The organism is Flavobacterium anhuiense, from assembly GCF_050990855.1.
Taxonomy (GTDB): Bacteria; Bacteroidota; Bacteroidia; order Flavobacteriales; family Flavobacteriaceae; genus Flavobacterium; species Flavobacterium anhuiense_C.
The window spans coordinates 4,249,180-4,263,972 of record NZ_CP158861.1; the positions used below are offsets into that span (position 1 = coordinate 4,249,180).

Annotated in this window: 13 protein-coding genes; 10 read left to right on the forward strand and 3 right to left on the reverse strand. The window is 34.4% G+C overall.

What is annotated here, in order from left to right:
* The first annotated feature begins 166 nt into the window (after positions 1 to 166).
* From ABTV69_RS18690 to ABTV69_RS18725, 8 genes are all read left to right on the forward strand, one after another.
* Positions 167 to 1,747 (forward strand): FAD-dependent oxidoreductase, encoded by a 1,581-nt coding sequence (locus ABTV69_RS18690; protein WP_379813168.1) that lies wholly within the window; start codon positions 167 to 169, stop codon positions 1,745 to 1,747.
* Positions 1,748 to 1,758: 11 nt separating this feature from the next.
* A complete protein-coding gene (locus tag ABTV69_RS18695; RefSeq protein ID WP_433831459.1) occupies positions 1,759 to 2,202 on the forward strand; it encodes a hypothetical protein in 444 nt (147 codons plus the stop codon).
* Positions 2,203 to 2,558: 356 nt separating this feature from the next.
* Positions 2,559 to 3,704, forward strand: coding sequence for a glycosyltransferase (locus ABTV69_RS18700; protein ID WP_433831461.1), 1,146 nt, complete (start codon positions 2,559 to 2,561; stop codon positions 3,702 to 3,704).
* Positions 3,701 to 4,840, forward strand: coding sequence for a UDP-galactopyranose mutase (gene glf, locus ABTV69_RS18705; RefSeq protein WP_433831463.1), 1,140 nt, complete (start codon positions 3,701 to 3,703; stop codon positions 4,838 to 4,840). The genes ABTV69_RS18700 and glf overlap by 4 nt, the downstream gene beginning before the upstream one ends.
* Positions 4,841 to 4,920: 80 nt before the next feature.
* Positions 4,921 to 5,988, forward strand: coding sequence for a hypothetical protein (locus tag ABTV69_RS18710; RefSeq protein ID WP_433831465.1), 1,068 nt, complete (start codon positions 4,921 to 4,923; stop codon positions 5,986 to 5,988).
* A gap of 11 nt (positions 5,989 to 5,999) precedes the next feature.
* Entirely contained in the window at positions 6,000 to 6,446 is a 447-nt protein-coding gene (locus ABTV69_RS18715) for an adenylyltransferase/cytidyltransferase family protein (protein WP_433831467.1), read from the forward strand.
* 57 nt (positions 6,447 to 6,503) lie between these two features.
* The gene (locus ABTV69_RS18720) at positions 6,504 to 6,986 is read left to right on the forward strand and encodes a CinA family protein (protein ID WP_433831469.1); all 483 of its coding nucleotides are present in this window, start codon (positions 6,504 to 6,506) and stop codon (positions 6,984 to 6,986) included.
* 1,043 nt (positions 6,987 to 8,029) lie between these two features.
* Entirely contained in the window at positions 8,030 to 8,314 is a 285-nt protein-coding gene (locus tag ABTV69_RS18725; RefSeq protein WP_433831471.1) for a hypothetical protein, read from the forward strand.
* 112 nt (positions 8,315 to 8,426) lie between these two features.
* On the opposite strand, the gene ABTV69_RS18730 is transcribed toward ABTV69_RS18725, so the two are convergent.
* From ABTV69_RS18730 to mnmE, 3 genes are all read right to left on the reverse strand, one after another.
* Entirely contained in the window at positions 8,427 to 9,569 is a 1,143-nt protein-coding gene (locus ABTV69_RS18730; protein WP_111425846.1) for a site-specific integrase, read from the reverse strand.
* Positions 9,562 to 10,131, reverse strand: coding sequence for a helix-turn-helix domain-containing protein (locus ABTV69_RS18735; protein WP_433831473.1), 570 nt, complete (start codon positions 10,129 to 10,131; stop codon positions 9,562 to 9,564). The genes ABTV69_RS18730 and ABTV69_RS18735 overlap by 8 nt, the downstream gene beginning before the upstream one ends.
* Before the next feature lie 377 nt (positions 10,132 to 10,508).
* Complete coding sequence (gene mnmE, locus ABTV69_RS18740) at positions 10,509 to 11,909, reverse strand: tRNA uridine-5-carboxymethylaminomethyl(34) synthesis GTPase MnmE (protein ID WP_433831475.1); 1,401 nt, start codon at positions 11,907 to 11,909, stop codon at positions 10,509 to 10,511.
* A gap of 182 nt (positions 11,910 to 12,091) precedes the next feature.
* On the opposite strand from mnmE, the gene ABTV69_RS18745 reads away from it, so the two are divergent.
* Together ABTV69_RS18745 and ABTV69_RS18750 are read left to right on the forward strand one after the other, a co-directional pair.
* Entirely contained in the window at positions 12,092 to 12,925 is an 834-nt protein-coding gene (locus tag ABTV69_RS18745) for a universal stress protein (protein WP_433831477.1), read from the forward strand.
* A gap of 63 nt (positions 12,926 to 12,988) precedes the next feature.
* Positions 12,989 to 14,761, forward strand: coding sequence for a MutS-related protein (locus ABTV69_RS18750; RefSeq protein ID WP_433831479.1), 1,773 nt, complete (start codon positions 12,989 to 12,991; stop codon positions 14,759 to 14,761).
* The last annotated feature ends 32 nt before the right edge of the window (positions 14,762 to 14,793 follow it).

Sequence of the window (14,793 nt, forward strand, 5' to 3'; positions counted from 1 at the left end):
GCTAATCAACTATTAATAAAGCACTTAATCTTACAGTATTTTGACAAAGTATTATATAACATACACAATGGCAATGATATAAACTTAAAATTTTAACATGTAAATTCTATACATAAACGTCTTTTAAATTTGGCTTAAAACCTTTTTCAACTAAAAAAATAAAATCATGAATAAGATAACAGATCAAATTAATAACGGAAGTATTTCATCAGGAGAAAATGTATCGTTTTGGATTGATTCTACTCCTCCGATAGCCTATAATATCCCTGATCAAAATTGTGGAGCCGAAGTACTTGTCATTGGAGGCGGAATTGCAGGCCTTAGTACTGCTTACAAGTTACTAAAGGCTGGTAAAAAAGTCGTCGTTGTCGAGGATGGGTTTATAGGCAGCGGCGAAACAGGTCGTACTACCGCACATTTAACCTGCGCGCTTGATGACCGCTATTATTATCTGGAAAGTACTTTTGGCAAAGAAGCCTCAAAATTAGCCGCCGAAAGTCACAGCAAAGCAATTGATGAAATTGAAAAAAATGTAAATGATCTAAATATAGACTGTTCCTTCAGAAGAGTCAACGGTTATTTATTCCTGCATCCGAGTGACAAACCGGAGAATTTAGAAAAAGAATATGAGGCTACCAGAACGGCAGGAATCAATACATCGTTTCTAAAAGCAACACCTGCCATAACAGGCGGAGAAAAAACACATTCTATAGTTTTTCATAATCAGGCGCAGTTTCATGTTTTACATTATTTGAAAGGTCTAGCCGATGCCATTACAAATTTAGGAGGCATTATCTACACAGAAGCGCGTGCAGAAAATATAACCAAACATGGTGCAGAAGTAAATGGTTTTACTTTTTCGGCAGAACATATTGTGGTCGCTACCAACTCTCCTATTAATGATACGCTCACCATGCATACTAAACAAGCTGCCTATAGAACTTATGTTATTGCAGGTAAAATACCTAAAGGATTATTGCCTTATTCTCTGTGGTGGGATACTGGTGATGCAGATTCTGAATGGGTTGCAGAGCCTTATCATTATGTGCGTTTAGAAAATTTTGACGATCAGTATGATCTGCTTATCTCAGGTGGCGAAGATCATAAAACAGGACAGGAAGATCAAGAAAATATTTCTGCAGCCGAACGTTATGAAAGGCTCGAACGCTGGACAAGAAGTTATTTTCCTATGCTTGAAGATATATCCTATCATTGGTCAGGCCAGATTATGGAACCTGTGGACGGTTTAGGTTTTATGGGCAAAAATCCCGGAGACGACAATATTTATATTATCACAGGCGATTCTGGAAACGGAATGACACATGCCACTATTGGCTCTATGATTATCAGTGACCTTATATTAGGGAACAAAAATCAATGGGAGGATTTATACAGCCCATCAAGAATTACGCTAAAATCTACAGGGGACTTTTTGAAGGAAGCTGGAAATATGGCCTCACAATACCTAGACTGGATTAAAGGTTCTGACTTGAAAAATACAGCTGATCTACCTGCCGGCGAAGGTGGTGTACTCTCTTCGGGGCTTAAAAAAATTGCGGTTTATCGAGATTACGACGATACTTTAAAAGCCTTCTCTGCAGTATGTCCGCATTTAGGCTGTATTGTTCATTGGAACACTGACGAAAAATCTTTCGATTGTCCTTGTCACGGTTCGAGATTTTCTACAGACGGAACCGTGATCAATGGTCCGGCACAAACTGATCTTAATCCTATACAAATTAAATAAAAATTTTATATATGGACTTTTACACACTGATTCAAATCGTAGTCTCGTCAATCGCAGCTACTTCTGCCATGACTTTGTTTAGTTATGCAGTATCAGCAACTGCCAGAGAACTGTACAAAGAACCTGTACTATTGAGCTATATTTTAAGTCATCTACATTTAGAAGTATCACCTAGTGTCAAAAATATACTGGCGTGGATTTTACATTATATAATTGGTTTTGGTTTTGTAATTGCTTACCATTTTTTATGGATTTATAAAGTTCTCGAGCTAACATGGCCAATTGGTATTCTTTTAGGAGCAATTAGTGGTATTATTGGCATAATTACATGGTTCGTTTTATTTAAAATGGTACCTCAAAAACCCAACATTGACTTTAAGGGGTACTATTTACAGCTTTTTGCAGCACATATTATTTTTGGTTTTATTGCTTATGCAGTTTATATTCTTTTTTAATAATAAAAACTTAACAGCAATTAAAATCTCTACTCAATCCCATTTTTGAAGAAAAAACAAAGTTCAATATTCTGGATTGGTACAAAATTCGCATGCAAAATATTCTACAATAAATATGTTGTTTTTCCTTACTCTACTAATTCCTGAGAGTATATAAAACATCCCCCTGTTAATTACAGATATATCCTTACTGAATCTTGAAGTTAAAATTTAAAAAAAACTTGCCTTTAATTGTGTAACAAAGCAGGAGAATTCTGTAAAAAACACATGTTTTACAAGTCTAGATTTGAATCCGTTAAATTTTACAAGAAAAGATCATTTAACAAATAGTAATCACATTTAAAATAATTATCGACATGCAGACAAATGTACACACCCCAAAAAATAAAGTGACAGAATGTAATTTTTCTACAAGCAGCAATGAACCGCCTCAAAATTACGATATGGTTGTTTTTTGCCATTTAAGATGGCAGTTTGTTTACCAGCGTCCGCAGCATTTAATCAGCAGAATGTCTAAAAACATGAAAGTGCTGTTAATAGAAGAACCAATTGCCTTTGATTCTCATCAGGAAAACACAGCCAATCTTATTATTATCAATAACAACTTGCATGTTTTGCAGCCTCGTGTAAAGAGTATTGAAGACATTGCCACTATATTGCCGCAATACATTAAAAATAAAAATGTCACAACAGGATGGTTCTACTCAGCATCATTTAGTCCTTTAATAGAATCCTTTGAATTTGAAACGATCATATACGATTGTATGGATGAATTAACATTGTTTAAAGGAGCTCCTGAACATTTGATTCATCAGGAAAAATATTTAATGGCCAATGCACATATTGTTTTTACTGGCGGAAAATCATTATATGAATCAAAAAAGCAAAACCATTCTAATGTTTACTGTTTTCCAAGTTCTGTAGATGAAACGCATTTTGCACAGGCATTGAACGGAATTGAGATTCCGGCAGACATTGCAAATTTGCAGTCGCCGGTCGTTGGCTACTTCGGCGTCATCGACGAGCGCATCGATTTAAAATTACTGCATGAAACTGCCTTAAAACTGCCAAAAGTTTCCTTTGTGATGATTGGCCCATTGGCAAAAATTGACCAAGCGGATCTTCCAAAAGAAGAAAATATTCATTATTTGGGAATGCGATCTTATAATGAGCTCCCGAATTATATTAAAGGTTTTGATATTGCAATGATGCCCTTTGCAATAAACGATGCAACTAAATATATAAGTCCGACAAAAACGCTGGAATATATGGCAGCCGGAAAACCTATTATCTCCACTAAAATCACCGATGTAGTAAGGGACTACAGCAATTGCGTAAGCCTTATCGAAACCGCTGAAGATTTTTGCGATGCCATTACCCTGCTTTTTGATAAGAGAGCAAGCGCATTGATTCCATTGAAATATACCGAGATATTAAAAAATACATCTTGGGATAGTACCGCTGCAAGAATGCAGGAAATAATTAAAGAATTTTCAAAATGAAACAAGTAGATATTTTAATAATCGGTGCTGGAATTTCCGGATCGGTATTAGCAGAAAGATATGCCTCGATAGGAAAAAAAGTCCTTATTATCGAAAAACGAAATCATATTGCAGGAAACTGTTACGATTATATAGATGGAAACAATATTCTTGTTTCAAAATATGGAGCACATCTGTTTCATACCAATGAAGAAAGTGTTTGGAAATATGTAAATCAGTTTTCGGACTGGTATTCTTGGGAACATAAAGTTATCGCGAGAGTTGATGAAAAAACAGTGCCGATTCCAGTAAATATTACAACGGTTAACAGACTATTTGGTACAGATATTAATTCGGAGCAGCAAATGATCAGCTGGCTTGAAGAAAACCGTACGCCAATAGAAAAACCTGCAAACGGTGAAGAAGCAGTTCTAAACCGTGTTGGTTCTGTATTGTATGAAAAAATGTTCAAACATTACACCAAAAAACAATGGGACAAATATCCTGCTGAATTAGATGCATCTGTTTTAGATCGTATTCCGGTTCGTTATAATTATGACGACCGTTATTTTTCGGATACTTATCAGGCATTGCCACAAGGCGGTTATACACAATTATTTGAAAATATTACAAAGCACCCCAATATCGAAATTTTACTCGATACAGATTACTTTGATGTAAAAGAACAGTATACGGGATATGAAAAATTATTTTATACAGGTCCCGTGGATCGTTTTTTTGATTTTAAGCATAGTCTGAGGGAAAAGCTTGAATACCGTTCGATCAATTTTGTAAGTGAAACTATTGACGCGGCATTTTTTCAGGAGAATTCAGTCGTCAATTATCCTGGAACTGAAGTAGATTTTACCCGAATTATCGAGTACAAGCATTTTGGAAATCAAAAGTCGGAAAAAACAACTGTAGTAAGAGAATATACAGTGGATGAAGGTGAACCTTATTATCCTGTTCCAAATCCGAGAAATGCAGAAATTTACAAAAAATACAAGGATGAAGCCGAAAAACTTCTTGATGTGCATTTTGTGGGCAGACTGGCGAATTATAAATATTTCAATATGGATCAGGCATTTAAAAATGCCCTTGACCTTTTTGATTCTCTGGAGAAAAAAGACAAAATTACTTATAAGACAGCAGGCTGATGAAAATATTCAATACTTTTTTTATGGGTGGTTATGAATGTGCTGATCATATAAACAGATCAGGGCATCGCATTAATCTTTTGAAAGAAACACAGCATGATCTCAGAGCTGCTGAAGATTATGACATGCTTTCTTCAATTGGTATTAAAACGGTAAGAGAGGGAATATGCTGGAGCGAAGTTGAGACATCGCCTGGTTTCTTTGACTTTTCAGAAGTTTATAACCGCATGCAAACCGCAGAAGAATATGGGATTCAACAGATATGGGATTTGATTCATTTTGGCTATCCAGATGGAATTTATCCCACACACCCTAATTTCTGCGAACGTTTTGCTGCTTTGTGTCATGCTTTTGCAGTGTTTTATTCTGAAAATTCTACGCAGGAATTGTATGTCGTGCCCATAAATGAAATCAGTTTTCTCTCCTGGCATTCCGGTGATGTAAGAGGAACTGTGCCCTTTGCGGTAAACAGCGGATGGGATATTAAATATCATCTCTGCAAGGCAGCAATTATAGGTATAAAAGCTTTAAAGGAAGCAGATCCTGACTGTGTCATCATTTTGGTCGAACCCTTAATAAAAATTCATGGGAATCTTCAGGAAAATGCAGAGCAAATGCATGAGCTAAATGAGCACCAGTTTCAGGCAATGGATATTATCGCCGGCAGAATGTGTCCTGAACTGGGAGGTTCTGAAGAATTTCTGGATATTTTAGGTTTTAATTATTATTGGAATTGTCAATGGAACATAGATGATACTCCGCTGGAATGGCCGGAAACATTAAAACGAAGAACACCGCTTGCGGATCTGCTGCAGATGGCTTACAAAAGATATGAAAAGCCGATTTTTATTTCCGAAACGGAACATTTTGGATCTGGAAGAGTAGAATGGATTGACGAAATTACGCAGGAATGCCTTACTGCAAAAAAACGTGGTGTAGATCTTAATGGTATCTGTATTTATCCGGTTACCGACAGACCAGATTGGGACGATCTTTCGAGATTCAGTAATTGCGGAATTTGGGATCTTGATATTGATGGAAACAGGCTGCCAAATATCCCCTATATTAATGCATTGGAAAGAGCCCAGGCAGAGTTTACAAATACAAACAAGATCTTGGATTTTGTACTTAACTTTTTTAAAAACTAAAATTCATTACGATGGAACTAACGAAGACAAAAACCGGAATTACATTTAGTGCTTTTGATTTGCTTCATGCAGGACATGTAAGAATGCTTGAAGAAGCCAAATTGCATTGTGATTACCTGATTGTAGGTTTGCAGACAGACCCTACAATAGACAGGCCGGAGAAAAACAAACCTACACAATCTGTTGTAGAAAGATACATTCAGCTTAGAGCATGCAGGTTTGTAGACGAGATTATTCCTTACACAACCGAGCAGGATCTTGAGGATATTCTTCAGACTTTGTCAATCGATGTACGGATTCTGGGAGACGAATATAAAGATGTCGCTTTTACAGGAAAGGAGTATTGTGAAAAAATGAATATCGAACTGGTTTACAATAAACGGAATCACCGTTTTTCAAGCAGCGGGCTTCGTAAAGAAGTATATCAATGTGAAAGCTTAAAGATTGTAAATGGTTAACTTTTATTCATTTAACCTCTTATAAAGTTTATTCATTAACCTCTAAAAACTACAGTTATGCCTTCAGAATTTGTAACAAAATGCAGTAAAGTTTTAGCAGCAAAGGAATGGAATATTGCCTTTGCAGAAAGTGCCACTGCGGGAAGAATGAGCGCAGAATTTTCGATGACTAAAGAATCAGGGAAAATTTTGCGCGGCGGCATAGCCTGTTATGAAGTTTTTGTAAAAGAACAAATTCTTAATGTTCCGCATGCAATGATTGAAAAATATACACCTGAGTCAGCAGAAGTCACAAAAAAACTTGCCGAGCAAATGTCAAAATTGTTTAATGCAAAAGTTACGGTAGCAGTTACCGGACTTACTACACCCGGCGGAAGTGAAACCCCTGAAAAACCTGTAGGAACATTTTTTTTCAGTATCATAACTCCCTCTGAAAATATAAATAAGCGCAAAGTATTTAAAGGAGATTCGGAGCAGATAATCATTCAGGCCATTGATGAAGCTGCCAAACTCGTTATTGAAAGTATTGCGAGTTTGTAGTAAAACCAATTCAGACTTTCTATAATGAAGAATATCATTTCTTCTAAATTAATTAAAACATTATCCGATGGAAAAAATAAACGACTCGAAAAAAGATAATGACAAATCTCTTACTTTATATCTAGGTAATAAAAATTTCATAAATCATAAAGTTTGTTGCCAAAATGTATACCTATCTATCTTAATCAATTAATTATTAGAACGTAATTTTAAAAGGATTTAAATCATTGTGTAAGTTTCAATATTGATAAAAACAACGGAAATTCCCTAGGAGAATCGTGGCGCATTATACAAATGGGATGGACAACAACTGCTATCCCTCTTCCTCCGCTGATGGCTTAAGAGGAAACTTTTCAAAATCTACAAATTCAAGCAAACTCTTTATTTCAAATATTTATAATATATTTTTAAAACTAAAAGGATAATAGAACTGCATTTTAATTCGTTAATGTTTTATTTTAATTTTTGTACATAATTTAATATTGGAATAGCAAAAGTTTGAATTTGGGAGCAGAATCGGTGCATTTGATCCAAGACATTTTATAAAATCTGGTATAGACAGCACTTCAGCGATAAAGTTCGAATCCTGCTCTCCTCATCCCTAGTAAATATGCATAATTACCTACTAATTAAATTAAAGCGGCGTAAAAACTCTAATTTCCCAACCAAATTTTGATTTGAATAATCTCCAAATTATTATATAATTTTACTAAAAACTAACCCTTTCTCTTTACATAGTACCAAATTTTATTTTCAGGAATTATATAAAAAGCTATTACATCTTAATAAATTTAAATATACATATGTTTTAACATTTTTTAACGTTTAACCCCTACGATACATACAAACCGCTTTTGAATAAAAATTCAAAATAATTATCTTACAAATTCACTTGAAAATAAGCTAATTTCTTTAAATCATTCATAAAATGGTTTGTAAATTGTTCAGTAAGGGTCCCCTTACTATACAAACCAAACCATTACACATCCTTCATAAACAATTGATTATCTTTACATTACAAACAACAGTAAAAAGATAAAAAAATGGAATACAATGAAAATCAGCGTGGAAAAATTACACCTGAAAAAGCATTAAAAATGTTAACTGACGAAGGGATGAATGTAACCCTAGAAGAAGCTACGGAAATATTATCTTTTTTAAGAATTTTGGCTGAAGCAAGAGTGAAGCATTTTTTAAAAGATTCGGAAAGCCATGAAATCGTAAAAGATGATCAATTGAATCAAAATATTCACAATCCTACTAAAATTAGGCAGAAAAAAAAACTCTCTCCCGAAGGAATAATTTATTGCAAAACTTGTAAATTTTAAACAACAATTTTTAGTTAATACATATTAATTTAACTGTAAAACAAATTTTAAACTTTCAGTATTTTTAAAAACAAGCCTTACTAATTAATAAGGCTTGCTTTATTTCTAAATATTATCCTAATGATATTCTGTTTGCGGCATCCCTTTTTTTCTGGTCAATCACCTTTACATATACCTGCGTGGTCTTAACGCTCCTATGTCCTAGCATTTTTGAAATGGTAAAAATATCTGTTCCCGCAGTCAGCTGGAGCGTAGCATAAGTATGCCTAAAGCAGTGAAAGGTAATATGCTTATTAATGCCTGATAATGCTACCCATACTGGAAGTACCCGGTCAACATCCCATTTATTTAATCCTTTAAACACCAATTCCTTTTCACCTTTTCTTTTTCCAAGCAGTTCAAAAGCTTCATCAGAAATAGGCATTGTTTCTGCTCCTTGAGTTTTTTTCTGGCGGAATATGATATAGTAGCCATCATTTTCAATGTAATGGACCTCAGACCAGAGCAGCTTCGCAATATCTACATAACGTATTCCTGTCAATACAGAAAACATCGAAATTTTACGCACTAAGGAATTTGGACAGGGAGTAGAAAAAAGTTTTCGGGTCTCTTCAATAGTCATAAAATTGCGCTGGGATTCCATTTCTTTAATGGATCCAATTTTTGCGTTTATATCTGTTCTTAGTTTATCTTCTTTATACGCCCCCTTTAGAGTTGTTTTTATTTTATTGTAATAGGAAAGCGCAGTATTGCGAGAAATCTGTTTATTATTCTTCCTCATGCTTCTTGCTTTGAGAAGATAATCCCTGAAGTCTTCAATGACTGTAACCGTAACATCTTTAAACAGCAGATCATTTCCATTTAAAAATGCTTCAAAGTGCGCTATAGCACAGTTCCATATAGATAGATTATTTCCTGTTTTTTTCTCTCCTAGCTTTTTATAGTATTGGAGAAATGATTCGTTTCCGCGAGCCTGAATCTGCAGCTGTTCTTTTTCAAATGGAGAATAGATCTCCGATTTATTGATTTCATTCTGTCTTCTTGCACGGATCAGTTCAGCCGTATGCAGATTTTCAGAATTTGACAGCTTCTGATACTGATCTGCCGGTTTCTGATATATATAGAGTTTCAAAAACTCGCGTCTGGTGTAGTCGTTTGTTCTTGAATCCCACACGGGAGGATAGAAATCCAAATAGAGAGACATTCTTCTCTGAGAAATAGCTTTCTTTCTGAGTGTTACGATACTTTTACTCATGGCTCTGAATGTTAAATAATAAATCTACATCTCTTTTGGAAACATAAACAAACCTGCCTACACTGTATTTTTCAATCCTTGCTCTCAGCAAAATGCCGTATAAAGCAGCAGGAGAAATATTCACCGTCTTCTGTATTTCAGAAATTGTATAGCAGTGCTCAATTCCTGGAAATTTCTGAACAGTTTCTTCATTTTTTCTGCTTTCGTACAACCATTCAAAAAAACTATCAATGTCCGAACGTCTTATAATAGTTTTAGCTCCAATTTTACTAATGGCAATTTCATTCCTTGAAATTACCCTATAAAGCGTCCTCCTGCTTACTCCCATAAAAAGACATGCTTCATCAATAGTGAAAATTTCAAGTTTTTCCAGCTGCTCGATACCTGCGTCATGCATGGATTTCATTTCTTGCCGTCTGGCCTCTTTCTTTTTTTCGCTGCTTCTCTTCTTGTAATTCTTGCTTCCGCAGGTTAACGAGCAAAATTTTGTTTTAATTGTCTTTGCTGTAAATTCACTATTACAGAACTGACAGATTTTGGAAATCCTAATGTTTGAACCCATAATTTTTAAATTTAAGTTTCCTACTGCACTTAAATGTCCTTCGAACTTCCATAATTACTTTCCAAACTCTGGAATCTGCCTTGCCAAAATAAAGGGGCACAGGACAAACGATATGCTCAAAAAATAACATATTTGCTAATTTCTCCTCCAGAAATCCAATCTTTGAAAACCTCAGCAAAATGTACATTTGTGCCATCATTTATCCCGTTTTGTCGCAAAATTTGTACCTCGAAATCCGAGGTACAAATAAGGTACAGATTTAAGCAAAGCAATACCAAATATTCCAAAATAAAAATCAATAAAAAAAGAGTCAAAATGTTAATTACCAACACCTTAACTCTTTTTGTTATTTTTTGTTTTGCGTTTCTTTGTTCCTTCTACTTGCCGATGCAAAAGTTTGCAAAAATATTCCCCAACAATTCGTCATTAGAAACTTGCCCCGTAATCAGCCCAAACTGATATAGAGCTTCACGAATGTCAAGCGCCATCAAATCGCTTGAAAGACCTGATTCTAAACCGAATTTCACTTTCTGAATCTCTTCTAAGGCCTTCAATAACGAATCATAATGTCTTGTATTGGTTACGATAGTTTCGTTATTACGAAGTGCTCCTGTATTTACAAAAGATAGTAATTCATTTTTTAAATCCTCTACTCCTATTTTTTCTTTCGCAGAAATCAATAAAAGTTTCGCATTTAAATTTTCTAACTGATTGGTAATATTTGCTACTTCTTCCGTAGATAAAATATCTTTTTTATTCACCACAATAATTAAGGGTTTCAGCGGATATTTATTCTTAATCTGTTCGATTTCATTAACAAACTCTGAACTCGAAGTTTGAAATTTTAATCCGTCAAACAAATAAATTACTACTTGCGCCTGCTCTATTTTTTCGAAGGTTTTCTTGATTCCGATGCTTTCTACAACATCTTTTGTATCACGAATTCCAGCAGTATCTATAAATCTAAATCCGATACCGCCAATTACCAATTCGTCTTCAATGGTATCGCGAGTTGTTCCAGCAATATCAGAAACGATTGCGCGTTCTTCATTCAACAAAGCGTTCAGTAAAGTTGATTTACCAACATTCGGTTCACCGACAATTGCAACTGGAATTCCGTTTTTAATAACATTCCCAACCGCAAAAGAATCGATTAAACGTTTTAAAACAAATTCAATTCGATTTAACAATTCATGAAATTGCGTTCTATCGGCAAACTCAACATCTTCTTCTGCAAAATCCAATTCTAATTCAATTAAAGAAGCAAAATTTAGAAGTTCTTCACGAAGCTTTGCAATTTCATTACTGAATCCGCCTCGCATTTGCTGCATTGCAATTTGATGAGACGCTTCATTATCAGACGAAATCAAATCGGCAACTGCTTCGGCTTGCGACAAATCCAACTTTCCGTTTAAGAAAGCTCTTAAAGTAAATTCACCCGCGTCGGCCATTCTACAGCCATTTCGAAGCAATAATTGAATAATCTGCTGCTGAATATAAGTCGAACCGTGGCACGAAATTTCGATAGTATCTTCGCCCGTATACGAGTTGGGTCCTTTAAATACCGAAACCAAAACTTCGTCTAAAGTTTTACTTCCGTCTACAATATGCCCTAAATGCAGTGTATGCGTTTTCTGCTTCGTTAAATCTTTGTTTTTAATAGATCTAAAAACCGAATTACCAATTGTAATGGCATCGGCTCCGGAAATACGTATTATGGCGATAGCTCCAGCTCCCGAAGGCGTGGCCAAAGCAACTATAGAATCTTGATTTATCATGCTGCAAAGGTATAAAAAAAGGCTCAATTTCTTTTCTGTGTTAACGTGTCACTCTTCACAATACAAAATCTTTAAATTAATTAAGATTAATAAATCATTAAGTGTTAAAATACTGATAAATATCAGGTTGATTTCTTCGCAGAATGAGTAAATTTGAGAGACAAACCTTAATCTTAAATACGATGAAAAAGATACTATTCCCAACTGATTTCTCTGACGCTGCTACGAATGCATTTATTCATGCTTTAGAATTTGCTAAAGTTGTAAACGCCGAATTAATCTTACTTCATACATTCGAGATTCCTGTTTACGACAGTCAATTCTTTCCAGAGAATTATGCTTCTATATACAGTTCAATTGAATTAGCTAAATTCGAAATGTTTAAGGACGAAATTCCGAAATTGAGAACCATTGCAACCGAACGTAATTTAGAAGATATTGTGATCAAACACCGTTTAATGGATGGCGATCTTATTTACAATCTAAAAAATGCTGTAGAAGAGGACCAAATCGATTTTGTAATCATGGGAACCAACAGTGTTTCTGATTGGACCAAATTTTTCACCGGCTCTAATACTGAATCTGTAATTTCTGGAGTTGAAGTTCCTGTTTTATGTATTCCTATTGAAGCCAAATACAAAAAAGTAAAAACAATTGGCTTCACGACACGCTACCGCGAAAAAGACAAAAAAGAACTCAAAAAAATCTTAAAAATCGCTAAAAAGACAGATGCCAAGGTAAAAAGTTTATATGTAAAAACATCTAATTCAGATGTTACCGATGCCATTAGAAAAGAATTTGAGGCAGAATTTGCTGGAGAAAATGTGGAGTTTTTGGTTTTGCCAAGTGATGATGTTAAAGAAACAATTTTAGATTTTGTACTTTACAAAGACATTGATATTTTGACTACAATTACTCATAAACGCTCTTTCTTTGAAAGTCTTTTTGATTCAAGTTTCAGTAAAAAAATAACAAAAGAAGTTCAGATTCCAATCTTAGTCATGCACGAAGATTAAATTTTAATATCTCATTATTTTGTCGCTTAAAAGCTATATTTGTATTTCAAGCAAACTTATAGAATGAAAGCATATTTAGACAACGTTACAAAATATTCAGAGTTATATAATAAAACCAACAAAAAATACAACAGCATTAGCCTTTTGAGGTTATTAAGCATTTTTCTCTTCTTGTTTTTTATGTTTTATTACATCAAAACAGATCAAATGCTTTATGTAATGCTAGCTGTTTTGTCTTTTGCTGGTTTTATTTTTTTAATGAAAATACATTCTCGAATTTCATTTCAAAAATTGCTGGCAGAAACGTTATTAAAAATCAATCAGAATGAAATTTCTTTTTTGAAAAGAGAAAAAACATCTTTTGAAAACGGAGTAGAATTTATCGACTTTCATCATCCGTATGCTTACGATTTAGATATTTTTGGCGACCATTCTTTATTTCAAAATCTCAACAGAACTGCTTCTTTCGTTGGAAAAAAAACACTTGCTGCACTGTTGCTTCATACACTTCCTCAAACTGAAATTTTAGAAAATCAAGAAGCAGTAAACGAACTGAAAAGCAAAATCGATTGGAGGCAAGAATTTCAAGCTTTAGGTATTATTAGCAATGATTCCAAAGCATCGTACGAAGCCATAAAACACTGGACATCTTTTAAAAACAATTCATTACCTAAAGTTTTAGTTGCACTTTCCTTTATTCTTCCTCTAACTTTTTTCGGGTTTCTAGCAGTTTATTTTATTACCTCAAAAACCATTTTACTTTCTTATCTCACTTATATTTTCATTGCCAATTTATTGGTTTTAGGAAGATCGGTAAAGAGAATTCAATCGGAAATAGCAAAAGCAGATAACGTTGATAACATCATAAAGCAATACAGTTTATTGATTGAAAAAATTGAGAAAGAATCTTTCCAGTCTAAAAAACTAATTCAATTACAGGAACAGCTTAATTTTAAGAATGCAAAAGCGAGCCAGCATTTAAAACAACTTTCTGAGCTGTTCTCGAGAATGGACACGATAAATAACTTTGTAACAGCGACTTTATTCAACGGAACATTCTTATTTAATCTTCATGTTCTAAGAGCGCTTTTAAAATGGAAAGAAGATTATGCTTCCGAAATGAATCATTGGATTTCTATTATTGGCGAAATTGAAGCTTTAAACAGTCTGGCAAATTTAGCCTATAACAATGAAGATTTTGTTTTCCCTGAAATCAATTCGGAGTATAAAATCGAATTTAAAAACCTAAGCCATCCACTGCTTAATCCTGCAACGAGAGTTGGAAACGACACACAATTCCATCCCCAATCTTTTGTGATTTTGACTGGATCTAACATGTCTGGGAAAAGTACGTTTTTAAGAAGCTTAGGGATTAATATGGTACTTAGCGGAATTGGCTCAGTCATTTGTGCATCAGAAGCTAAAGTTCATCCACTTCCAGTATTAGTTTCAATGCGATTGTCTGATTCTTTATCAGATTCTGAATCTTACTTTTTTGCTGAAATTAAACGTTTAAAACAGATCATGGATGCGCTTGAAAATCAGCCAGCTTTCGTTTTATTAGATGAGATATTAAGAGGCACAAATTCAGACGACAAAAGAAACGGAACAATTGAAGTGGTAAAGAAGATAATTTCTAAAAAAGCAATCGGTGCCATCGCAACTCACGACATCGAAGTTTGCCTGACAACAAACGAATATCCTGAAATTTTAACCAATCAATGTTTTGAAGTGGAGATTCAAAACAACGATTTGCACTTCGATTACAAACTCCGAAACGGAATCTGTAAAAATAAAAGCGCGACATTTTTAATGCAGAAAATGAACGTGATTTAATTGTGAATGGTGAGTTGTGAAATGTAAAATAT

Bases quoted from the DNA above. Each gene is read 5' to 3' on its own strand.
- ABTV69_RS18690 (WP_379813168.1), top strand. From the start codon at position 167: ATGAATAAGATAACAGATCAAATTAATAACGGAAGTATTTCATCAGGA.
- ABTV69_RS18695 (WP_433831459.1), top strand. From the start codon at position 1,759: ATGGACTTTTACACACTGATTCAAATCGTAGTCTCGTCAATCGCAGCT.
- ABTV69_RS18700 (WP_433831461.1), top strand. From the start codon at position 2,559: ATGCAGACAAATGTACACACCCCAAAAAATAAAGTGACAGAATGTAAT.
- glf (WP_433831463.1), top strand. From the start codon at position 3,701: ATGAAACAAGTAGATATTTTAATAATCGGTGCTGGAATTTCCGGATCG.
- ABTV69_RS18715 (WP_433831467.1), top strand. From the start codon at position 6,000: ATGGAACTAACGAAGACAAAAACCGGAATTACATTTAGTGCTTTTGAT.
- ABTV69_RS18720 (WP_433831469.1), top strand. From the start codon at position 6,504: ATGCCTTCAGAATTTGTAACAAAATGCAGTAAAGTTTTAGCAGCAAAG.
- ABTV69_RS18725 (WP_433831471.1), top strand. From the start codon at position 8,030: ATGGAATACAATGAAAATCAGCGTGGAAAAATTACACCTGAAAAAGCA.
- ABTV69_RS18730 (WP_111425846.1), bottom strand. From the start codon at position 9,569: ATGAGTAAAAGTATCGTAACACTCAGAAAGAAAGCTATTTCTCAGAGA.
- ABTV69_RS18735 (WP_433831473.1), bottom strand. From the start codon at position 10,131: ATGGGTTCAAACATTAGGATTTCCAAAATCTGTCAGTTCTGTAATAGT.
- mnmE (WP_433831475.1), bottom strand. From the start codon at position 11,909: ATGATAAATCAAGATTCTATAGTTGCTTTGGCCACGCCTTCGGGAGCT.
- ABTV69_RS18745 (WP_433831477.1), top strand. From the start codon at position 12,092: ATGAAAAAGATACTATTCCCAACTGATTTCTCTGACGCTGCTACGAAT.
- ABTV69_RS18750 (WP_433831479.1), top strand. From the start codon at position 12,989: ATGAAAGCATATTTAGACAACGTTACAAAATATTCAGAGTTATATAAT.